Annotated in this window: 17 protein-coding genes and 1 pseudogene; 1 reads left to right on the top strand and 17 read right to left on the bottom strand. The window is 53.9% G+C overall.

What is annotated here, in order from left to right; translation table 11 throughout:
• Positions 1–261: 261 nt before the first annotated feature.
• Positions 262–1,488, top strand: a complete 1,227-nt coding sequence (locus M1E16_RS14925; RefSeq protein WP_433861498.1) for a maltoporin — start codon at positions 262–264, stop codon at positions 1,486–1,488.
• Position 1,489: 1 nt separating this feature from the next.
• On the opposite strand, the gene M1E16_RS14920 is transcribed toward M1E16_RS14925, so the two are convergent.
• From M1E16_RS14920 to M1E16_RS14840, 17 genes and pseudogenes are all read right to left on the bottom strand, one after another.
• Positions 1,490–1,771, bottom strand: coding sequence for a hypothetical protein (locus tag M1E16_RS14920; RefSeq protein ID WP_259641049.1), 282 nt, complete (start codon positions 1,769–1,771; stop codon positions 1,490–1,492).
• Between the two features lie 28 nt (positions 1,772–1,799).
• Entirely contained in the window at positions 1,800–2,759 is a 960-nt protein-coding gene (locus M1E16_RS14915; protein WP_458127702.1) for a TRAP transporter large permease subunit, read from the bottom strand.
• A 697-nt stretch (positions 2,760–3,456) separates the two neighbouring features.
• A complete protein-coding gene (locus tag M1E16_RS14910) occupies positions 3,457–4,728 on the bottom strand; it encodes an MFS transporter (RefSeq protein WP_458127701.1) in 1,272 nt (423 codons plus the stop codon).
• Between the two features lie 91 nt (positions 4,729–4,819).
• Positions 4,820–5,914, bottom strand: coding sequence for a carbon-nitrogen hydrolase family protein (locus tag M1E16_RS14905; RefSeq protein WP_458127700.1), 1,095 nt, complete (start codon positions 5,912–5,914; stop codon positions 4,820–4,822).
• A gap of 304 nt (positions 5,915–6,218) precedes the next feature.
• Positions 6,219–7,010, bottom strand: a pseudogene (locus M1E16_RS14900) (IS30 family transposase); the annotation flags it as partial.
• Positions 7,011–7,374: 364 nt separating this feature from the next.
• The gene (locus tag M1E16_RS14895) at positions 7,375–8,868 is read right to left on the bottom strand and encodes an aldehyde dehydrogenase (protein WP_458127699.1); all 1,494 of its coding nucleotides are present in this window, start codon (positions 8,866–8,868) and stop codon (positions 7,375–7,377) included.
• 32 nt (positions 8,869–8,900) lie between these two features.
• Entirely contained in the window at positions 8,901–9,812 is a 912-nt protein-coding gene (locus M1E16_RS14890) for a DMT family transporter (RefSeq protein WP_122306048.1), read from the bottom strand.
• 112 nt (positions 9,813–9,924) lie between these two features.
• A complete protein-coding gene (locus tag M1E16_RS14885) occupies positions 9,925–11,337 on the bottom strand; it encodes an aspartate aminotransferase family protein (protein WP_458127698.1) in 1,413 nt (470 codons plus the stop codon).
• Positions 11,338–11,398: 61 nt separating this feature from the next.
• Positions 11,399–12,799: an APC family permease gene (locus tag M1E16_RS14880; RefSeq protein WP_458127697.1), complete on the bottom strand. Its 1,401-nt coding sequence runs from the start codon at positions 12,797–12,799 to the stop codon at positions 11,399–11,401.
• A 292-nt stretch (positions 12,800–13,091) separates the two neighbouring features.
• Positions 13,092–14,225 (bottom strand): AraC family transcriptional regulator, encoded by a 1,134-nt coding sequence (locus M1E16_RS14875; RefSeq protein WP_458127696.1) that lies wholly within the window; start codon positions 14,223–14,225, stop codon positions 13,092–13,094.
• Positions 14,226–14,548: 323 nt separating this feature from the next.
• The gene (locus M1E16_RS14870) at positions 14,549–16,015 is read right to left on the bottom strand and encodes a flavin-containing monooxygenase (RefSeq protein WP_433861507.1); all 1,467 of its coding nucleotides are present in this window, start codon (positions 16,013–16,015) and stop codon (positions 14,549–14,551) included.
• 127 nt (positions 16,016–16,142) lie between these two features.
• A complete protein-coding gene (locus M1E16_RS14865; RefSeq protein ID WP_250963330.1) occupies positions 16,143–17,504 on the bottom strand; it encodes an LLM class flavin-dependent oxidoreductase in 1,362 nt (453 codons plus the stop codon).
• Between the two features lie 35 nt (positions 17,505–17,539).
• The gene (locus tag M1E16_RS14860; protein WP_122306042.1) at positions 17,540–18,034 is read right to left on the bottom strand and encodes a flavin reductase family protein; all 495 of its coding nucleotides are present in this window, start codon (positions 18,032–18,034) and stop codon (positions 17,540–17,542) included.
• Between the two features lie 171 nt (positions 18,035–18,205).
• Positions 18,206–19,552 carry an OprD family porin gene (locus M1E16_RS14855; protein ID WP_458127695.1) on the bottom strand — a complete coding sequence of 449 codons (1,347 nt, stop codon included), beginning with the start codon at positions 19,550–19,552 and terminating at the stop codon, positions 18,206–18,208.
• 253 nt (positions 19,553–19,805) lie between these two features.
• Positions 19,806–20,456 (bottom strand): 3,4-dihydroxy-2-butanone-4-phosphate synthase, encoded by a 651-nt coding sequence (gene ribB, locus M1E16_RS14850; RefSeq protein ID WP_122306041.1) that lies wholly within the window; start codon positions 20,454–20,456, stop codon positions 19,806–19,808.
• A 111-nt stretch (positions 20,457–20,567) separates the two neighbouring features.
• The gene (locus M1E16_RS14845) at positions 20,568–21,902 is read right to left on the bottom strand and encodes an MFS transporter (protein WP_122306040.1); all 1,335 of its coding nucleotides are present in this window, start codon (positions 21,900–21,902) and stop codon (positions 20,568–20,570) included.
• A 135-nt stretch (positions 21,903–22,037) separates the two neighbouring features.
• Complete coding sequence (locus M1E16_RS14840; protein WP_458127694.1) at positions 22,038–23,294, bottom strand: acyl-CoA dehydrogenase family protein; 1,257 nt, start codon at positions 23,292–23,294, stop codon at positions 22,038–22,040.
• Positions 23,295–23,786: the final 492 nt, after the last annotated feature.

Below are 23,786 nucleotides of genomic sequence, written 5' to 3'. Positions count from 1 at the left end.
GTGTGCTGAGCACAGTTAAAAACAAGCCTAAACATCTCCTGCTGCCGAGGCTTTGAGCAATCGGCAAGCAGGAGCGGCATCTGCACGAAAGGCTGTTGTTAAAACAGCGATATTGTTTATGCGTAATGCCGACGTCTGAATGAAAGCAATATGAGTAACTAAGGTTGCTTGAATCTAAACTGCCAGTGTTTTAAAAGCCGTTTTTTAAACCTTGGTTTTTGCTGCGCGCTTCACCTTAAAATAATAATTAGAGAATATGTCATGAATATAAACACAGGCTTGCTAGCCGCTTTGTTAGTGTCGATAGTCTTTCATCAAGATGCCCAGGCACTCGAAACCGACGGGTACCTGCGTAGCGGGCTGGGTAACTCTTCGGGATCCGGCGCGATGCGCTGTTTCAAGTTGCAGGGCGCTCAATCAAAATATCGCTTGGGCAATGAGTGTGAGCAATATGGCGAACTTGGCCTCAAGCAGGATTTATATACCCTTGGCGACGGTTCGGTGTTCGGCGTGTATGGCATGGTTGGCTTTCTCAATCAATACGATCGAACACCGACCTTCAACGGTGACAACGGGCAAATACGCGCGGTTCAGGCCTACAGTTACTGGAATAATATTGCCGCGCTCAACGGCGGTAATCTATGGGCCGGCCGACGCTACTACAAACGTAATGACGTCAATATTTCAGATTTTTTTTATTGGAACCAGAGTGCGACCGGCGTGGGCCTTGAGAACGTTAATGTCGGTGGCCTGAAGTACAGCCTGGCCTTTTCGCGCAAGGATAACCAAAACCAGAAAGAAGTGCAGAGTCGCATTGATTTTAACGTGGCGGGGTTTGAAACCAACCCCAAGGGCGCGCTCGAGATTGGTTTGAGTTATCTCGAAAAACCCAGCCGACAGGCCAATGCCCACAGTGGTGTGGCTGTGACGTTGCAGCACAAACAGAGCGATTTCATGGGGTGGGGCGGGGTGAACACTTTTGCTGTGCAAGGAGGCCAGGGCCCGGGCACGGCGCTGGGCAGCACCGGCGATTCGACCCTGAGCAACGCTGACGTTTCCTATCGCGTGCTGGATTACTTCGACTGGCAGTTGACCCGCAACTGGGGTGGCCAGCTCGCCGCGGTATATCAACGTGACAAGCGTCCGAACGGCAGCGATCTGCACTGGACCTCACTGGGCGGTCGCCTGGTTTACGGTTTTTCCGAGCGGTTCAAGGTCTCTACCGAAATGGGGCATGATAGTGTTCAGGCCTCGGGCGGTACCCGCAAGCTGAGCAAGTTCACCGTGGCCCCGACCTGGTCGCCAAAGGGGCCGCAGTTCAAGTCGCGACCGGAGTTCAGGTTGTTCTACACCTATGCAGTCTGGAACAAGGCGGCTCAAGCCGCGGCGGACCAGTTTGATCCAGGCTCGACACTGTCCACTACCGGTACCTTTGGCAATGACTTACATGGTTCGAATATCGGTCTTCAAATCGAGCAGTGGTGGTAAGTCATCGCATGCTGGTGATTGAGGAAACCCTCTGGCCAAGTGAGATCGATGGGAGGCGGTTGCCACGGCTTAGCCCTGCAGGCACGCCATTGGGAAAGGTCCGTACTTTGATCTTGCCCCCGCTGCGTTCATTGACCTTCTTGGCAAACAGCTCTATGCCAATGGCTGGCGGCGTTCCCTTAGGGCTGGTGGCGGCAAACTTGATCGTGTGAGCGTTGTACTCGGCGGCGAAGCTCAAACTGCTGGCCAGCAGGGCAGCCAGGACGGTTAGATGCTTGATCATGGTTTTTTCCTTTTTCTTGTCGGTTGTTTTAGTGGGCGAACCATCGCGCTGGAACAGTGACCAGGTCAGGGAAGATCACCAGGAGGAAGAGGACGATGGTTTCGGCGATCAGGAACGGGACGGTGCCCTTGCGCAGCGCTTCGTAGCGCATGTTGCCGATGCCACAGACGACGTTGAGCACCGTACCCACGGGCGATGTAATCAGGCCGCTGGAGCAATTGATCATGAACAGCACGCCGAAGTAGATCGGGTCGATGTTCGCGGCGGTCACGACAGGCACGAGGATCGGCGCCAGCAGCAAAATCGTCGGCGTCAGGTCCATGACCATGGAGATCAGCAGGATCAGCAGGATCAGCAGCATGAGCACCACGATCAGCAGTTTCGGGTTGTCCATGAGCGGTTGAATGAGGTCGATGATCTGTTCTGGGATGTCCGCGATGGTGATCATCCAGGCCGGAATCGAGGCGGCGGCGACCAGGAACATGACGGCCGCGGTCGTTTTTCCTGCGCGCAGCAGCAATTCGCTGAGTGACTTCAGGCTGAGCTCACGGTAGATCAGCGACGACACCAGCAGCGCATAGACGCTCGCCACCGCACCCGCCTCGGTAGGCGTCACGATGCCGAAGCGCAGGCCGACCACGATGATCACGGGCAACAGCAGCGCCCAGGTGCTGTCAGCCAAGGCCTTGAGGCGTTCCTTGCCAGAGGCCTTGGGGCTCAGCTGGACGTCGTTGTCGCGACGGGACACAAGCCACCAGGTGATGACCAGCGCAGTGGCGATCATCAGCCCCGGGCGATCCCCGCCAGGAACAATTTGGTGATCGACAAGCCGGAGGCGACCCCCAGGACTACGAAACCGATGCAGGGTGGAACGCCAAGACGCACTCTGCCATTTGGCTGCGAGCGTATGGTATTCATCGAGAGAGCAGGACCCGTTATTGATGATTTTGCCAGCGGCACCGAAACTCACCCCATCAAAGGCGTCCATTTGCCTTCCTTGTCGACGATGCCCTCCGGGGTAAACTCTGCAACCGCGACTGTTTCCAGCGCCGACGTTGTCGCGTGTCAACGCTGGGTAATAGTCGTCCGAACGCAGACTTCCTTTTGGACGTCGGTGGCATGGCGGGTGCCAGCGTAGCCATCCTCCCGAAATGCGTGCAGCTTATGCGGCTTTGCTCGCAAGGCTGCTCGAGGCGTGACGTGCTCTCGAAGCGAGGGGAAGGCTCAGATTTGATAGCTGGCTGCTGGGTGTGGATGTTGCAACAAGCGGTCTTGGTTGAAGAGTTTTCCCTCAACGTTCCTGGTGTGTATTCAGTCTTGTAGATTCCCCGCTCCTGAAGGACGGGAATAAGCAACTCGACGATGTCCATGATCGTGTCGGGTGCCACCGCATACGCCAGGTTGAAACCATCAATATCAGTTTCCTCTATCCACTGTTGCAGCTCATCAGCGACCCGTTGAGGGGAGCCTACGATCAAGGGATCAGAACCGCCTACGGCGATGTGCTCGGCAACTTCACCTACCGTCCAGACCCTGTTCGGATCGGAGACAGCGGTCATTGTAATGCCCGCACACAGACCCATCGTCAGCGGTCGAGATGACGGGTACCTAGACCGCGCTTTTGGATGCAGACCGCGCAGTCGTGATCCGAGTCGCGCGGTTGTTGCTTTAACTAAGGAAAGCTGTCAGAAATCCTCCAAGTCAGCGTTCCGGCTATTCGGTCGGGGAGTGAATAATATAGCAACGACTAAAATCACTGTGATTGGAATCGCGACAATGATCCAGATGGTGGACCACGAAAAGGTGCTTACCATTGGCTGGATTAGTAAGGACGAAATTCCAAATCCGGCCCACGCGCACCCCGAGGCGAATGCACTGCCCGTGCCGCGAACCCACGTTGGAAATGCTTCCTGGCTCAGATTGGGAGCAGCCCCCCAAAGTGCCAGCGCTAACACCATACAAATGATGAAGATAGGAATTAGGGTGTTGGTTTCTGACATTAGCAGCCCTACGCACGCCAGACCGCTGATGATCGACAGCGTGATTAACGTCCAATGAGAGCCACGCATAACAGTAAACAATCCGGTGGCGACTGTAGCCACCACGCCAACCCAGCTTCCGATTGTAATAGCATTATTTGCCGTGACGAAATCGATGCCGCGCGTGTCCAAATATGGAATCGAGTAGTAGGACGTGAGCTGGTTTATCCAGACAGCGAAAAAGTAGAACATACTGACCCCAATGGTGCGGCGGCGCAGCCCAGGGGAGAAGAGAGTCTTGATCGACGGTTTGGCCTGTCGGAGGGCGGCGAGCTCCTCGCTACTCATTCTCTTGATTGCCAAGAATCGGGGAGTTTCCTGGATAGTGAATGCTACGAGCAGCGCTAATACGAAGGGGAGCGCGCCAATAAGAAGGAAAGTAGGTCGCCAACCTATGCTTGTTGCAACCTCACCGGAAAACAGTGCAGACAACCCGAACCCGAGCCCCCAGCCCGCCGGAATACATCCGACCATCCACCCACGATGCTTAGATGGAACTGACTCAGCAATTAACACTCCGGCGGTTGCCCACGTCACGTACCCAACGGTAGCGATCGTGCGGGCGACCGTGAATGAAGCAACGTCCCACGCTAAGCTGGATAGCATGGTGAATACTGCTGTGATGGAGAGCGCGGCGACCATAACGGGCTTCCTGCCCCATTTATCAGTCGCGCGTCCAACCACCGTCATCGCAATGACCCCGCAAGTTATAAAGCCAGCGGCATAGATATATCCTAGAGTCGTGAGGTCCAGGCCTAGGTCTTTGCTGAGTAATGGAAAAGCCGTAGGCAGTAGGGCCGAGTCCGCTGCAACGGATGCGTATCCTAAAACGCCAAGGATCATGACCCATATATGATACGCGGTGAGTCGGTCTTTAACCGCCCCCACCTGGCCGTTAGCTATAGTTACAGCCGACATTTGACTCTCCTATCGATAAGCATCGATTGGTCGATTTAGGGGGGGCAGGAATATGTATCGGATCTAAGTGGCCAAGTTTTTGAGCATTGACCTATTTTTTAAAAAGGTCTTTTGTATCGATCTGCTCGTCTGGCGTTGACTCTTCAACCTGGGATAGCAAATTGATGACTGGCCGTGTCGGAATACCGTTGAGTTGGTGTGTAGTCCCTGGGCCGCTCTCCGGTGTGCTTCCGTGCCAGTACTCCACTACGTGCCGTGCCGGAGTCCGGTTGATGTGCAATTGAAATATGTCAGGGCGTGAGTAGTGGCCAACGGGATCGGCCCCGCACTTTGCTCCATCGATCAGGTCAAAATCGAGGTCAGCAATTAACAAACCTTCCTCATCCAGAGCGAGCTTATTGCCGAGACTTTCACCGTTCGGTCCCCAGATTCGACTGCATCCGCCGCCAACTTCGAAGGTCTCGCGACTCATATCGTCGTAGGTGAAATAATCGACGCCTTCCTGACTGATGATGTTGTGCGCTTCAAGGACAAATACCTGACCCTCAACTGCGTAAGTTCGGTTGGCTGCATGCGTGACATCGGGAGCGAAGGATTCGACCAGTTTTGCGTGGTTCGACATGTTCGGCCAAGCTGCCACATGGATCTGTTCGCCCATGCTAAACAAGGCGTATTTCGAGAGTGGTTGAAAGTGTTCCCAGCAATTCAGGGCGCCAACCCTTCCCACAGATAATTGATGTACCTGTAAGTCTGCTCCGGTCCCATCGCCAAAAATTGAACGTTCAACGTGCGTAGGCTTGATCTTACGTCGAACAGAAATAAGTGCGCCCGTTTCGTCAAATGTCGCTTGAGACATGTAGAGGCTGCCCCGGTCATATTCGGAGAAACCCATGACAACGATGATATTATTTGCGCGTGCGGCAGCCGCTATGCGTCGTATTTCCAATCCGTTTCGTGTAATCGAATTCCTCTGATAGAGCTGGCTAAATTTTAGTCCGAAAGTAAACGGACCTTGCCAGATCCATCCGGGATAGCCCGGGATGAACACCTCGGGAAACGCAATGATTTGGACGCCTTGTTTTGCAGCTTTCTGAATCCACTCGATTGCTTTGTCAATGCTGGCGTCCTTGTCCATCCATACTGGCTCCAACTGAGCCACTGCTGCCTTAATTTTGTTTGTCGTCATGATTTCCCCCATGCATCTGTTTAGTGATGTTTTTTTTGTTATCGAAGTGGATGAAAATTCAGGGCAGTAATTGAAATGTAATATCGCTCGGCAAAATCACGACATCAAATGAAAAAAACCGATCCTCTCCTGTCGAAAAATTCGATAGTTGGGATCGGTCTTTACCCTAAGTATGCGGCACGATGCACCCACTTCAATTCAATAACTGTGTTGCACTCAGCTCCTGCAACCGCCAAACGTATTTTTGACAGGCCCACGCAGTATTAGCCAGTTCGATATAGCACGCGTCACAAGTCTCCATACCTTTCACAACTACAGCCATTTGCATCACCTCACCCATCATTTCAATCGGGCATTTGAAATAGAAGCGTTTACGGGGGCGCATTTTTAGTTGCAACGCAATGGTATCCAACTGTGCCCGGCTGTGTCCCGACAAGTCCATCCCCTTGGGCAGGTACTGACGAATCAGACGGTTGATGTTTTCGTTGCTGCCGCGCTGCCAGAGCTGTGCGGGTCGCAGAGGTAAATGGCCACGCTGGTCTGTTGGGTGATTTCAGCATGCCGCGCGCGTTGGCCTTGCCCTTGATCAGATCGCCTTCCCAATGCCCAGGCATTAGTCTGTCTTCGATCTCTGCGGGCGCACATGGATGCTGACCATTTCGGGGATCTGGCCGCGCCAATCCACCCCTCCAGATCGCGGCCTGCGTGTCGTCTTGCTTTGGCGCAGACAGATCCGACCGGCAGGGCATAGATGGCGTTGTAGATCGTCTCGCGACAGACGTAGGCATCTCCAAGGTTGGGCATGTTCATACTGCGCAGCTTGCCGGCAATCTGCTCGGGAGACAAACGCTCACGCAGCATGTGGGTCACCAACTCGAATCGCTCGCTACCCGGCAACAACGTTCGCAACGGTCGACAAGCCTGTCGGCGGGCCTGGCATCTACTGCTGGGCCATGCGGGCCGAGTAGCCGCCGCAGGCAGGTCGATTACGGCGCAGCCCCGACTGATGGTCGAAGGCGATCAAGCAGGCAATCCTGTTCAGGCTCAAGCCTTTGGCATGACCGATTTGAATGGTGGCGCGTTCTTCAACGCTGAGTTAGGAATAAGACCTAGGGGCAGCACCGTACCGGAAAGGTCAGGTGTTGCACTCAGTTTTTGCCGCCGCCGAGTCTGACCATGTTTATGCGTTTGCTCGAGGAGCGATGCGCAGTGCCGGATCTACTGATTTGAGCGATGTCGCAGCCACCCATTAGCAGGTCCTGCGCATGTAATTGTCAGTGTTGGTCATCATGAAAGAATCGGTCGACGTCTATGTGACCATTGGCAAATGCGGGTGAGATTTTGCGTATTCATTAATGCTGGTGCCGGGAACCGGTCAAAAACAGGCATGGCCAAGTTGCGACCATGCCTTGGGGCAACGCTAGTCCTCGGATTGCACGAGACGGCTGGGCTCTGATTTTTTACAACTTGATCCAGGTCGCCTTCAGCTCAGTGTACTTGTCGAAAGCATGCAACGACTTGTCGCGACCGTTGCCCGATTGCTTGAAGCCACCAAACGGCGCGGTCATGTCGCCCCCATCGTACTGGTTGACCCACACGCTACCGGCACGCAGGGCCTTGGCGGTAAGATGTGCCTTGGAGATGTCGGCAGTCCACACCGCAGCAGCCAGGCCGTACGGACTGTCGTTGGCGATGTTAATTGCTTCCTCCACGGTATCGAATGTAATCACCGACAGCACTGGGCCGAAGATCTCTTCCTGGGCGATCTTCATCGCGTTGTTTACGCCGTCGAAAATCGTCGGCTCAACATAAGTGCCACCCGTTTCCTCAAGGATGCGTTTGCCACCGGCCACCAGTTTGGCGCCATCGGTATGGCCGGATTCGATATAGGACAGCACGTTGTTCATCTGCTGCGTATCCACCAATGCACCAACATTGGTCGCCGGATCAAGCGGATTACCAGGCTTCCAGGTTTTCAGCGCTTCGATCACCAGCGGTAGGAAGGTGTCCTTGATCGAACGTTCCACCAGCAGACGCGAACCGGCGGTGCAGACTTCGCCTTGGTTGAAAGCGATGGCACTGGCCGCTGCTTCGGCGGCGGCTCGCAGGTCCGGTGCATCGGCGAACACGATGTTCGGGCTTTTGCCACCGGCTTCGAGCCAGACGCGCTTCATGTTCGATTCGCCTGAGTAGATCAGCAGTTGTTTGGCGATCTTGGTCGAACCGGTGAACACCAGGGTGTCGACATCATTATGCAAAGCGAGCGCTTTGCCGACAGTGTGACCGTAGCCCGGTAGCACGTTCAGTACACCTTTCGGAATGCCGGCTTCGATGGCCAGCGCAGCGATGCGGATGGCGGTCAGTGGCGATTTTTCCGACGGTTTGAGGATCACCGAGTTACCCGTGGACAACGCCGGGCCGAGTTTCCAGCACCCCATCATCAGCGGGAAGTTCCACGGCACGATGGCGGCGACCACGCCAACCGGCTCGCGGGTCACCAGGCCCAACTGATCGTGCGGGGTGGCGGCCACTTCGTCGTAGATCTTGTCGATCGCTTCACCGCTCCAGCTCAGGGCTTGTGCCGCGCCGGGAACGTCGATGTACAGGGCGTCGCTGATCGGCTTGCCCATGTCCAGGGTTTCAAGCAGCGCGAGCTCTTCGGCGTGTTGCTTCAGAAGGCCGGCGAAACGAATCATGGTGGCTTTGCGTTTGGCCGGCGCCAGGCGCGACCAGGCGCCGGAATCAAATGTGGCGCGGGCGTTTTCTACGGCGAGTTGGGCGTCAGCAGCATCGCAACTGGCGACAAGCGCCAAGAGACGCCCATCGACTGGACTGATGCACTCGAATGTGGCATTCGACACCGCATCGGTGTATTCGCCATTGATGTAGGCGCGGCCTTCGATCTTCAGGTCCCGGGCACGTTGCTCCCAGTTAGCACGAGTTAGGTCAGACATGGCGAATTTCCCTTTTTGTTGGTATTCGAAGATTATGGCTTGTGTACTGGAACGTTCGCTGGCGGGTGCGATCTGCGCTTTATCAAGGCGCACGCCACTCCCGTCAGGGTCAGTGCCAATGCGGAGAGCTCGTTTATGCCGATGTGTTCGCCAAGCATCGCGGCCCCGGCGAGCACACCCACGATAGGGGTCAGCAAGGTGCTGATGGATGCAGTGGTGGGGGGCAGCTTTTTCAGCGCGTAGAACCACGCGATGTAGCAGATCCCCATTGGCACCAGTGTCATGTAGATAAAAACTGACCAACCAACCGCAGTGATTTTTGCCAGGTCAGCGCTTTCGAACAGCCAGCCATAAGCAAGCATCGGCAAGCTGCCAATGCCGAGTTGCCAAACCGCATTGGCCAATGGAAGCAGGGTCGGAGGCCTGAACGCCACGGTCGCCAAGGCGAACAGGATAGCTGCTGACAAGGCAAATAATACGCCCAGTGTCTTGTTCATTCCCAGCAAAGCATTATCTGCACCGAACAGGATCAGAATCCCCGCTATGCATAGTCCCAGACCTAGCAGGCTGGCCGGGGATGGGCGCCGGCCAGTGATTGGCCAAGCCAGCAAAACCGCCCAGATAGGCATGGTATAGACCAGTTGCGCGCCTTGGCCTGCGCTGAGCCATTGCATCGACAGCGTCGAAAAACCCATCCAAATAGTGACATTGAACAAGGCCGCTATCACTAGCCGCCGGTATTGATCTCTGGGTACGCTGAGCGACTGACCACAGAATGTAGCGAACGCGGCCATCAACAGTGATGCGCAGAGTCCGGCGCTGCCGCGCGCGAACAGAGGAGGGCATTCCTGAAGCAGCAGTTTCATTGCTGGCCAGTTGAGCCCCCAACCGGTGGAGGTCACGAGCAGGCAAAAGACCCCAAGGTAGGTCGATCCGGACTTCATAAGGCGCGTGAACCCAGCGGTGGCCGGCACGTGCGCCAATGAGGCGCACGGTCGAGCATTGCCATCTGATTGAGGCGGGTAGGACTGATACATTTTTAAACGATCAGGACGGTCAATCGAAGCCGATTTCGATTTGTTGGGTCAGCACGGCATCCAGTTGCGCAACCAACCAGTCAATTTCTTCTCGTGAGAGGATCAAAGGTGGGGACAGCTGAATAAGCGGCGTCCCTTCATGGTCAACTGCAGCGCGACACAGCAAGCCCGACTTGAACAGGGCTGGCGCCAGGCGGGTGGCGACAAACTCAGTGGACGGTACGCTCGATGTCCAGGTGCGGTCGGCTTTATCGGTGACCAGCTCGAGTGAGTAGTGGAAACCGTCACCTCGTACGTCTCCAACGATGGCATGGACTTTCAGTGCTTCGAGCTTCACCCGGAAGTAATCCTGATTGTTGCGCACGTTTTCGAGCACGCCCTCACGTTCCATGATCTCGATATTGGTCAGCGCCGCGGCACACGCAGCTGGATGACCACCATAGGTCAAACCATGCAGAAACATTTTGTGCGGGCCGTTGAGGATTGGCTCCATCACCGCATCGCTGGTAATCATCCCCCCCAACGGGAAATAGCCTGAAGCGATACCTTTGGCGAAGGTGATGATGTCCGGTTTGAGGCCGTAGCGTGTCGAACCAAACCACTCACCGAGGCGGCCAAAGCCGCAGATGACTTCATCGGCGACTAATAGCACGCCGTATTTATCGCATAACTGGCGTACCCCTTCGACGTAGCCGGCGGGCGGCGTCAGGCTACCGCCAGCATTTTGCATCGGTTCGATGAAAATCCCCGCAACAGTATCCGGGCCTTCCTGAATGATCAGTGATTCAATTTCATTGAGCAGGAATGCCGTGAATTGCGCTTCGCTTTCACCTTCCGGGCGCTTGTAGCGTTTGGTGTTGGATACATGTCGAACGCTGGACATCAAGGGCTCGAAGGTCTTGCGAATGTTGGTCATACCATTGAGTGAAAGCGCGCCATAACTGGTGCCATGGTAAGAAACACGTCGGGCGATGAGTTTGGTTTTGGCATGATCGCCCCGAGCCAAGTGATACTGGCGGACCAATTTCATTGCCGATTCATTGGATTCCGAACCGCTGGAGGTGAAGAAAACACGGTTCATCTGCGGCGGTGCCAGTGAGGCCAGTTTTGCCGCCAGGCGGATGGAGGGCTCGTTGGCATAACCCCAGTTAGAGAAATACGGCAGTTGGCTCATTTGGCGTTTTACCGCCTCGCCAATTTCTACCCCATGGCTGTAACCAATATTCACACAGTACAGGCCGGCCAAACCATCGAGATAGCGGTTTCCAGACTCATCTTCGACCCAGCAGCCTTCGCCACGGCTCATAATCGTCAGTGGGGCGCTATCGTAATAATCAGCGTGGGTGAAGTGCAGGAGCAGGTGTTTCTTCGCCAGAGCCTGAAGTTCTTCATTTTTATTAGATGGGGCCGTAATGTTCTCAAGAATAGTCATGTGAAATTCTCTTATTCAGATTGTTGAAGCAACCTTGGTGTGGGTGCTGTTATGGAAAGTTCTAGGCTTCGTGCTGATGCAATTGCGGCGTGGGACGGCGGAACCCCTTCGTCAGCCAGAGCAGGTAGAGCAGACCGCCAGCCAGCCAAGCCAGGCCGACTTCGAAAGTGGTCACAGAGAGACTGGTCCAGAGCCAAAGGGTCAGGCTTAGGCCGATTAGCGGAATCAAGCCGTAGCGCAGAAGGGCCTGAGGTCCTCGCAACCCTTTGTCCCCGAGGAAGTGTTTGATCACGGAGAGATTGACAAAGGAGAAGGCGGTCAACGCGCCAAAACTGATCATTGTCGAGGCTAGGTCAAGACTGATCTCCAGTGCAATCAGAGACAGCAGGCTCACGACCAGGGAGGCTGAAACAGGCGTTCCGAATCGCTTGCTGGTCACGCCAAAGATGCGCTTAGGGAGTACACCGTCACGGCCCATAGCAAAGAGAATCCGCGAGACACTGGCTTGTGCGGCCATCGCGCAGGCGAAGCACCCGGCGACATAGATGGCCGTGAAAAAAGCCGAAAGCAGTTGACCGCCCACATGCTGCATTAACTGTAAACTTGCCGAGTCGACGTCCTTGAATGTGCGCCAGTCTGGAAAAGCCACGTGACCAACGTAGGCAACGAGTATGAATAGCGAGCCGCTTAGCAAGGTGCACAGCATGATGGCGCGTGGGAGGTTGCGCTTTGGGTTGCGTGTTTCTTCGGACAACGTCGACACCGCATCGAAACCCAGGAACGACAGGCACAGCGTGGCAGCACCGCTCAGCAGCCCTTGAAAATTCATATCAGCACTGAAAAAAGGTGCGGAGAAGGAAACCGGAGGGCCATCGCTGATGGAAACAACGGAAGCTGCGATGAATACGACGATAAATACGATCTGGACTCCGATCAGGCCGAAGTTGACCTTGGACAATAACTTAATGCCAACGACATTCAGTACCAATACACCGAGGATGCTGCCACAAATCCACACCGACATTGGCACGGTGGGGAAGTACTGGGCCATGTAGATGCCGATAACCAGGTAACAGATCATCGGTATGAACAAGTAATCGAGCAGCAATACCCAACCGACCATGAAGCCGACCTTTCCGCCGAATGCGGAAGTTGCATAGGCGTACGCCGATCCAGCATAAGGTAGCGAAGCGGCCATGCGGCCGTAGCCGTAAGCGGTGAACAACATGGTAATCAGAGTGAGAACATAAGCAGCGGGTAGATGCCCTGATGTTGTCTGGGTAACCAGTCCATAAGTGGTGAAGACGGTCAGTGGCACCATATAGGCCAATCCGAACAGAACGAGTGAGGGCAACCCTAAGACTCGTGACATGCGTTGCGTCGATTTCGTACTGCGTTGGCACAAGTCGACAGCGCTGGATAAATCATCAAGGGCGGCACCCTTTACGGTTATCTCATTCATTATTTTTATTCCTGTACGTGGTTGAAGTCCAACGAACGGGCGGTTTCTGGGTCGCCACATGCGAACTCATTCTCTTGCCGAAGTGGCGAGTGAAGTCAGAGCCAAGCAGGACAAAACAGGGGATAAATCCGGACAATACGATTCGCTGCCAGCGTTCGTCAGCGGGAGGCTTTTTAACTCATGAACGCGGCGCGCAGGGGGAGGCCAAGTGATTCACAAGTCTCACTTGGCGTTTGGTGGCTTTTATGGCCACGGTCATAACGGGGGAGGGGATAAGCGAGTGCGGGCACGATCAGCTGACAGGCTGGTGGCGGTATTGGCTAGGCGAGACACCTGTCCAGCGGCGAAACGCATGGCGAAAACTGGCGATATCGCTATAGCCGAGGAGTTCGGCAATTTCGGCAATTTTCATTCCTTTTAGTAACAAATCCTCGGCCCGCTTCTGGCGAGCTCCGCTGAGTAGTTGCTGGAAGGAAACATCAATCGATTTCAGGCGGCGTCGCAGCGTCCTTTCAGTGAGGCATAAATGCTCGGCCACACGCCCCAGCGTATCGAATTCACTCAAATTTCGTGACATCAATTCGTTTATCTTCGATACAAGATCCTTGGAGGATTTCGTTATCAAATCGCGCTCCATATCGAGGCATTGCTGGTAATGCTCTTCGCCGCTGACAGCATTGGCCAGTGCAGCAGGAGCGAGCAGCAAATCACTGGGGAAATAGATCGCGTTCTCCGGGGCTCCGTATTGAACCTCACGACCAAACAATTCGGTGCAGGATTCATGGTGTGAGGGGCGAGCGTATTGCAGAGTGACCCTGAGCGGCTGTATTGGACGCCCGGTAAGATCCTCGATTATCGACATGATCAAAGCCAGCATCATGTCCGCGCACATGGGTTCGAGCAGCTTTGCGTAGTTGAAATCGTCAAAAACAATCGCAGTCCGGTCACCCTCATCTCGGATGGTAATGCTGTAGTACAGGCCCATTAACAATGGGAAGGCGCTCAGGCACTGGATGGCATCCTTGATCGTTGCGCTGACCAACATCGTGTAGCCCGGCAGGCCGAAGCAGGAAACGTGCAGACGCTTTCCGATCTCAAGCCCTAACGTCGCATCGCCACTCAGTACCAGGAGATTCTCGAAGACTTTCAGCTCTTGTTCTCGAGTCAGTCTGGTTGAGGGGGAGTGCAGGTGCTCCACCTGTAAATGACAGTCATGCAGCACCGCTTCTGCACTCAGTCCACGCTGTCGGGCAAGATCAATGACCAAAGCGATGACGTGAGCCGTTGCGGGTATCTGGCCGGGATGTACAGAGCGAAGAAACAGGCTTGTCTCGTTCGCTTGATCTGACAACGCCGGTTTAACGCCGGCGGGACGGCTGTTGAAGTGCGCAGGGGGAGAGGTAGCGACTTGTCGTGAATGATGCATGGGTGCCCTCGAGCGGATTGCCGGCCACAAAACGGGTACGAAGTTTACCGATTTTCATACCCCAATCCGGAAACCATGAGCTCAACATATTTCCGGTAGCTGTGTAGAGCTAAAGCAGTTTTCATACCAAATAGATTGGCAGCCGCTGCAGCTGGGGCAATCAGTGCGGCTTGCTCCCTTCCTGAACGCGGCAACGACCTCCCGCCATCGAGTGAACGCCCCTTTTTTGACCTGACTCATGCAAAGTCAACAGCACTCACCGTTTTGTTATTCGGCCCATCGACCTTGCCGCGCTACGCTTACGACGTAACGAACGTCTTTGCTCAGGACAGATAGTTGTAGTCATCACTCTGCCATTTTGCTGTGAGCACTTCATATTCGTCGAGAGTGCCTGACCAGTTATTGATGATTTTCCCTGCAGCATTTTTGTACCAGCTGGAGCATTCGGATGAGAAGGCGGATGACAGCATGTTCGTTTGCAAACGGTCATTGAAGGAATCGAATTTATCTTGCTTGACGTCGATGGCCTGCCGACTGTGTGCCAAGCCTTCGATGACCTGAATGATGTATCTCTGCTGGATCTCAAGCAGTGAGATGATCGAGTTGTGGTTCAAGTTGGTATTGGGGCCGTAGATCATGAGCATGTTGGGGAAACCGGGGACGCTCATTCCCAGATAGGCTTCGGCGCCTTCGGCCCAGCGGCTGTGCAGGGTTTGTTTTTCCCGGCCGACCACCTGAAGGTCACCTTGAAAGGCCTGACTGGCAAAGCCGGTACCGAAAATCACCACGTCGAAGGCGTGCCGTTTACCTTCCTCGTCGACGATGCCTTCTGGGGTGAATTCTGCCACCGCGGCCGTTTCGAGCGCGACGTTTTCGCGTGTTAACGCTGGATAATAGTCGTCCGAGCGTAGAATACGTTTGCACGCGAACTCGTAATCCGGCACCAGTTTGGCCCGAAGCGCTTCGTCTGGCACCTGCGCTGCCAAATGCGCCATAGCCATCTTGATGCCTTCTTTTTGGGCGTCGGTGCCATGGCGGGTGCGAGCATAGCCATCTTCCCGAAACGCGTGCAGTTTATTGCGGCTTTGCATGAACAGATCGGGTGTGCGCTCAAAGGCATCCAGTTCTTGTTGTGTAAAGACGATCTGATTGCGTGGCATGATCCAGTTGGCGCTGCGCTGAAACACGGTCAACTGGCTGGCAACTTTGGCGACTTCAGGCACGTATTGTACCGCGCTAGCTGCAGCGCCGATGCTCGCAACTTTCTTGCCGACCAGATCGATATCGGCCGGCCATTGTGCAGAGTGAAAGTATTGGCCGGCGAAACTGTCCAGTCCTTTGAAGCCTGGTACAACCGGTCTGTTGAGCTGTCCCCAGGCCGGGACAAAGAACCGTCCCTTCAAGCTGCGGCCATCGCCCAGTTCAAAGTCCCATTCGTTCGCTTCTTCGTTCCACTGCGCTCGGACAAGTTCAGTGTCCAGGCTGATGTGATCCATTAGCTCATAACGTGATGCCATGGCGTCGAGGTAGCGAAGCAGTTCATCTCGATCGGCATACATTTTGCTCACACGCAAGTGTGGATAAAAGCTGTAGCAGTACAGGTGTGATTCAGTGTCGCAAGCAGCGCCGGGGTAGTTGTTTTCGCGCCATACACCGCCAATTCGGTCGCCGCGCTCCAGGATGATGAAGTTCTCGATCCCGCGCATTTTCAGTTGCGCGCCCATACCCAGGCCTCCGAAACCGGCACCAAGTATGACGATTTCGTAAGATTGCAGATCAGTGTTCAACATGTTTCGATTCCTGATAAATAGCAGAGATGGCATTTATGGCGGCTCGCTGCGGCGTTTGGCACTCGCCAGGCTACTCAAGGCCCGACTTGCTCTGGAAGCGAAGGGACCATACCTGTCATGGGCTTGATTAGATTCGATAGGTGGCCCCTGGATGTGGAGATTGCAGCAAGCGGCTTTGGCTGAAGAGTTTTTCCCTCAACGTCCCTGGTGTGTATTCAGTCTTGTAGATTCCTCGCTCTTGTAGAACAGGAATTAGCAACTCGACGATGTCCTTGATTGTGTCCGGCGCTACGGCATACGCCAAGTTAAAACCATCGATATCGGTTTCTTCTACCCACTGTTGCAGTTCATCGGCGACTCGTTGAGGAGAGCCTACGATCAATGGACCAGAACCGCCTACAGCAATGTGCTCGGCAACCTCACCTACGGTCCAAACCCTGTTCGGATCGGAAATGGTGAAGCGATCAATTGCGGTGTGCATGCTGTCGTTGCGGATATGCTTGACTGCATCGCCCGGATCACAGGAAGAGAAGTCAATACCTGTCCAGCCCGACATTAACGTCAATGCGCCTTCATAGCTGGCGTAGTGCTTGTATTCGGCTAGTTTTTCCTCTGCTTCCGCGTCAGTTCGGCCAACAATCAATGTCATCATGCCAAACACAGCAACACTGTCGCGAGCACGTCCTTCAGCGACCGTTGCAGCCCTGAGTTTTTTTACAGTCGCCGCGAGCACGGTTTTCGTTGGGCTGCTGGCGAATACGCATTCCGCATGGCGACCCGCAAATGCCTGCCCTTTTGGCGATGCGCCAGCTTGATAAAGAACGGGCGTCCGTTGGAGGGAGGGTTCGCTGAGGTGGATACCTTTGAGTTTAAAGAATTGACCATCGTGATCGACCGGGTGAACTTTGCCGGGATTGATATAAATGCCGGTTTCGACATTGCGCTCTACCGCATCTTCTTCCCAGCAGCCTTCCCAGAGCTTGTACATGAGCTCCATGTACTCTTCCGCGATTTCGTAACGCGTATCGTGGCCTGTTTGTGCCTGCGCGCCGCTGGCTTTTGCTGCACTGTTGAGGTAACCCGTTACAATATTCCAGCCGATTCGACCATTGGTTAAATGGTCCAGCGTGCTCATTTTTCGCGCAAAGGTATACGGCGGTTCATAAGTCAACGAACCTGTGACGCCAAAGCCCAGGTGGTTGGTGACGGCAGCCATGGCTGGGACAATCACGAACGGGTCGTGGCTCGGTATTTGAACAGCGTTGCGCAATGCCGCGTCGGAGTTGCCGCCATACACATCATAGACACCAGTAACGTCTGCCAGGAAAAGCCCATCAAAAAATCCTTTTTCGAGCGTCTTCGCAAGTTCCTGCCAGTAAGCGATAGTTTTGTACTCAGACGACCGATCACCCGGGTGACGCCACAATCCCTGGGACTGATGCACGGGGGTGTTCATATCAAACGCATTAAATAGAATTTTTTTAGACATTATGTGTATTCCGTTGGTCAAACTAAGCGTTAAAATTATTTATTCTCTAAAGTTGCATACTTGCCGCTATGGTATACAAGCGGCTCACCACCATTAATCGTTGTATTGATCACTCGACCAATTATAATGGTGTGATCGCCACCGTTATGAGATTCGTGAACCTCGCACTCGCCATGCGCTAAAGCACCCACAATGCATGGGCTGCCTGAGATGCCTTTATAAAAGTTTACATGGTCAAACTTGGCTTCGGATTTCGACGCAAATAATTGCGAGACCGTACTTTGTTCTTTGCTAAGAAAGTTTATGCAAAAATGACCGTTGTCGAGGATCGCACTCAATGTCTTGGAACTATTATCGAGACTCACCAAGAACAGTGGAGGTGTAAGAGAGAGTGACATGACGGCGGTCATTGTAATGCCAGCACAGATACCATCATCGTCCGCAGTTGAGATTACGGATACGCCAGCTGCAAACTGGCCAGCGAATTTGCGCAGATCTACCTCTGGCGTTTTTTGATTTTCAAGTTGCATGATGTTTCTCCTGTTTGCCTGAAGAGATAGTGCGCAGCGTCACTCATCAATTCAAACGAATTATTCTGTACGTTTGACTTCGATTTTTTCGATGTGAATGTAATTGCTGATTTTTTTCGCAGGTTTGACTTTGAACGCCTATGCGATTTGCGGCTGCTCTCACCCGTTGAGCTACTTCAGAAAACTGAGATCCAGAGGGTAGTCGAGGATGATTCGGGTCTGGTCGAGGTCGTTGGCAATTGCGCCGTAGTCACCCCCAGTTCGCATTGAGGCGTGCATCAAGCGCAGTGACAGGTTCCTGGCGGGGCCACTCTGTAGGACGTATTTGACCCACAGGTCACGCTCCCATTGCGAGCCATCGCGCACTGCCCGGTAGCGAGAGTAGGCGCCGCCGGCGTCGCTGCCGTCGATATTGGTGCCGCGAAGGTAGCGCGCGGTGAAGGTCAGGCCCGGCACGCCGAGCACCGTGGCATCCAGATCGTAGCGGGCGCTCCAGATTTTTTCGTTGGGACTGTTGAAGTCACTGCCCTGAGCGGCTGAATCCAGTTCGATATCGAAACTGTTCCAGACATAGTCAAACGGCTGGTCGCCATCAATCTGCGTATAAGCCAATTCGACCTTGTGTCCACCCAGGGCATAGCCGACGCGGGTACTCCAGGAATCGTTGCGAATATCACCCAACAAGCCCGCGCCGGTATTGCGCGTGCGGTAGTAGTTGACCCCGGTATTGATTACGCCGCCGATGTACAAGGGCAGCCGGTAGTCAATCGAGGCAAACTGCTGGTTCCAGATATCGTCCAGTTCGGAACCGAAGAGTTTGATCTTTAGGTTGTTGATGCCGGTGTAGCTGCCGCCGTAGTAACTGACAAACTCACTGTCAGTCTGGCGCCCGCTATAGGCTGTGCCCAATTTCCCGCCATGATTGGGTTGCGCCCTATCGCTGCTGGCGACAAACCGCCCGGTATTCAGTGTCAGGCCATCGAACGAGCGGTCCGTAGCGTTCCAGCCCCTGAGGGTTTGTGGCAACAGACGAATGTCGCCGTACTTGAGCACCGGTGAATCGGGGAACAGATCGCCGTACGCCAGTTCGGTTTGACCGACGCGCATCTTCAGTGCGACGCCAGCCTTGGAGTAGCCGCTTTTCGGATCGCCCCGGTTGTCTCGCGAGACGATGCCACCATTACCGATGCCATCGCCGACCCGGCCATTACCGCCGTCGAGTTTCAGCGCACCCATGTAATGCAGGTCCAGGCCGAAGCCTACCAACCCCTGAGTATAGCCAGAGTTGTACTTGGCCAGGATCCCTTGCGCCCACTCTTGGCGATAACTTTGGCGCTCGCCTTCAGGATTGCGGTAACTACCGTTGCGGTTGTCGGCGTTCCAGTAGAAGTTGCGCAAGCCCACCGAAGTCGTACCGTCTTCTATAAAACCCTTGCCCGACTCTGCCGCGCCCACCATTGCACTGCTGAGGCAGACACCAGCGCCGGCCATCCCCACGGTAATAAATTTTGACCACATAGTGCACTTCCTTTTTGCCAACAATGAGTACTGTCGGCGCGAGTTTTTTATTGTTATGAAGCACGTTTGCAGGGAGCGCCGATATGCCGGACTTTTGATATGTTGGTATACGTCTAGGTTTGTTGGTTTGAGTTTGCGGGTAGCGCACGCTGTGATAATTGTACTAATTCACAGGGTTAAAACTTTTCGGAAATTATTCACGCGCCATGCCGATGAAACATCCAAGGCTTATAATTCCCATTGCTAATATTCCCTAGACCGCTATACACATTGGAGTCATGCCCATATGGGGCATTTTATCGTATCTTACGTATTCGATAAGATCATGTATGCTAACGATGGGCATGGCATGTTTTTTGGCGAAGATCATAAGTTCCGGGAGTCTGGCCATACTCCCATCATCGTTGGCGATTTCACATATAACGCCGCTGGGCGTCAAACCTGCAAGTTTTGCCAGTTCAACCGACGCTTCAGTATGACCATCACGGCCAAGCACGCCCTGTGGGTGAGCTATCAACGGAAAGACGTGGCCGGGTCTGCGAAAGTCTTGCGGCTTCGCAGAAGGGGCGAGCATTTGTCTGATCGTGTTCGAGCGATCGCTTGCCGAGATCCCTGTCGTCACATCCTGTACGCCGTCAATTGAAACGGTGAATGCCGTTGCAAAGCTCTCCGAGTTCTCCGCCACCATCAGCGGCAGATTCAATCGGTCAGCCAGCTCCGGTTGAACGGACACACAGATCAGTCCTCGTCCGAGACGCATCATGAAAGCGATAGTTTCGGGAGTTACCAGGTCGGCGGCGACGACAAGGTCGCCCTCGTTCTCACGATCTTCGTCATCGACCACGACGACCATCTCACCTCGACTGATTGCATAAATCGCACTGGCGACGCTATCCAATTTCATAGCTATCAAACCTCTTTTAAATTAAGTTTTGTTTTACTGAAGTGTTCTGGTCACTGCCAGTACATGACGCGTACATGGAAGAGGGCGCCGTATATGCGCGCCCCTTGACGATTAATGCCTCAGGTCAATGCCCTTGGTCTCTCGCATGAAATATACGACCACAAACATTATGACGTTGAGCGCCATCACGTAAGCGGAAAACACCCAGGCTTCGCCAATCGAATGCAACCAGGAATTGAGATAGGGTGCTGTTCCGCCGAAAAGACCAGCGGCCAAAGATGTCATTACGCTGACGCCCATGCCCCTCATTCGAGCAGGCACCAATTCGGCCATCAAAGCCGGGTAATGCCCTACACCGATTGCATAGATAAACAGACCTAGGCTTTGCGCAATGAATAGCGACGATGGCTCGCTAGACAATAACGCCTGAATCGGAAGCCCGCACAGAACGACCAGGCCAGCGAATGTCATTGAATTGATTCTCCGACCCAGCTTGTCCGAAACCCATCCGAAAATAGGCAGGAATGCAATCATGCAAGCTTGCGCACCGAGGCTCGAGAGGAAAGCGCTGTTTGGATCCATGCCGTGCTGTGTAATAGCCATTGCCGGAGCAAAGGCGACCCAGGTGTAATACCAAACGTTCATCGCCGCATTGATCACCATCACCGTCATAATGATGCGACCGATGCTTACGGGTTTGATTGAGGCTTCGCTTGCCGGCGGAAGTTTGCCCGCATCAGTTGCATTGAAGACCTCTGTTTCATGGGCACTTTTACGTAGATACATGACGTACAGGCCGAGCACCGAACCTGCACCGAATCCGATTCTCCAACCCCATTCATTCATCACGTCGGCTGTAAAAATCGACGTCAGACCCGCAGCAACGGCTGTGGCAATCATGATACCCAGAATCACACTGACGTATACCGAGCTTGTCCAGAGTCCTCGCCGTTCCCTTGGCGCGATTTCCGCCACATACACGTAGGACACCCCTGACTCACCGCCATGAGCGAAACCTTGCAGGATCCGCATCACGAGCAGGGCAAAGGAGGCGAATGCTCCAGCAGTCTCATAGGTGGGTAGAAGCGCGATGCCCAAGCTTGCTAACGCAAGCAATGTCATCGTAACGACCAAGGTAAATTTTCTTCCTCGACGATCGGCAATACGTCCAAAGAACCAGCCGCCCAAAGGTCTTGCGATGAAGCCGCCGGCAAAGATGGCCAAGGTGGATAGCAAAGCAGAGGTGGGGTCAGTTTTCTCGAAGAAGTTTGCCGCCAGGTAAATAGATAGAGTGCTGTAGATCGTCCAGTCATACCACTCTAAAACGTTCCCTGCCGCCGCCGCTTTCAATGACTGTCTGCGCTGGGCCAGCGTCAGGGCGCCGCCGTTGGACAGAAGGGATTCCTCCACATCAATCAGTCGAGCATTCGCTGCTGTATCGCTCATATTCATCCTCCCTTTACTTTCGTAAAGATGTCGAATTCTTATAGTTGTTATATTGAAGGAGCGTTCTTGTTCTTATAAACGCGCAACATGGTAGTCAGCGTTCTTTACGAACGCTGTCAGCCATCAGCTCTGCTTCTAAACAGCTCCAACAGTCCATCGAGCGGGCGGCAACGTACCGTTTACGGCAAACTCCCCGACAATTCGCTGTTTGTAGATATGAGGATTGTGCGATGCGATGGTACGCGCATTTCGCCAGTAGCGGTCAAGTGCAAGGCCTTGTTTGGTGCTGGAAGCACTCATTGCATCGAATGCCTGAGTGGTTGCTTTTAGAACCAGATTGATAACAACCGATTGGATCTGAGACGTCTCGATTTCGAGGAGGGGACATGCCCTGTCGTAAGCGTCTTTATCGCCGTCTCTTAATAGATTGACGACGTTCTCCATGCTCTGCGCAACGCCCATCACAAGCGCCCCTGCGGAGTAAGCCATCCCTCTTACGGCGCCGACCACTTGCAAAAGCTGCGGATCGTTGGAGGATTTACTGGCGGCGCCATGTGAATACACACGCGTTCTTTTCGCCACAAATTCAGCAGTATCATTAGCAACGCCGCGCGCAATACCTGCCAACGTAGCAAGATGGTACAGTTGAAAATACGGAAGTGAGTGACCAAATCGTGTTGAGTGCTTGCGTAAATCATTTTCCGCCACTTGCACATTGCTGAAATGTGCGGTGCCACTGGCAGTGAGCTTTTGCCCAAAGCCATCCCAGTCGTCGATGATCTCTACGCCCTTTGCGTGCCTGTTTATCATGGCTAGCACTGATTCGCCGGCGGCATCTGCCGCGCTGACTTCAATCCAATCGGCGTACATCGCTCCCGTTGAATAATATTTTGATCCCGTGACGGAAAAATTCCCATCCTGCTCGATCAGCTTCGTCAGCAACGATTTCTGCATCGCACCCGGGCCAATTTCCGCCATGGCGTTGGATGCTGTTTCATTACGCCCAGCAATTTTCAACCAGCGATCCGCAAAAGGCGTTGCCCCGAAACTCATCAAGTCTTCCACGAAGGCAAAGTGGCCGCGTAGAGCTTGTGCGATATTTGAGTCAGCTTCACCCAGCTCAATGATCATCGCGAAGAATTCCGGTAGGGTGACCGCCGCGCCGCCATAATCGGCAGGAACCCGGATAGCACCGAAACCTAGCGCCTTCAGTTCATTGATTTCTGGGCCAGGTAAAATACGATTGCAGTCTCGCTCGGCCGCGCCATCCTTGATTTTAACCAACAGAGGTCTGATATTTTCAACAAGTGAAGAGTATCGAGGTGAAGGCGGGCAGCCCCAAGTACTGGTTGCCAGTTGGTCTGTCGAAAGTTCGCTCGTAGTGCTCAGCACATCTATCACCCATTATTATTGGAAATTGTACGGCAGTGGTGTGAAACGTCCGGCCTAGACTTTATAAATCAGTCGTTTTAGCAATCCTGATGTGTCGAGTTATCGGTGTGTTTCGATATAACATGCACTATCGTGCCACGCTATGGATTGAGACTGTGCGATGCCGAAGTCGGGCGCTGTAGGCCTCACCTCGGACTGGTTAATTTTCCATGAATGAGATTCGCCTAATCTCTAAGTTTATCTGAGACGCGTATCGGCGCCTCGAAAGTTCCAGGCCGATAATTTGCCAAATGCGCTTGAAGATCAAACGAAAAAACTTTGTAAAAGTCGATCGATATTTTCGATGGTCCTATGAATCGGTGAGGTTGTGCGGGGCAGCGCAGTACATTTCACGACTGCTGACCACCAGAGCGCTAGGGAATGACGTATTCTGATCGGACGCTATGGTCCTTCCCTCAGAGCATTTCTTTGACTGCATTCGGGTGGTGGGAG

The organism is Pseudomonas sp. Z2-11, from assembly GCF_054161305.1.
This window is presented reverse-complemented; position numbering and strand designations above follow the sequence as displayed.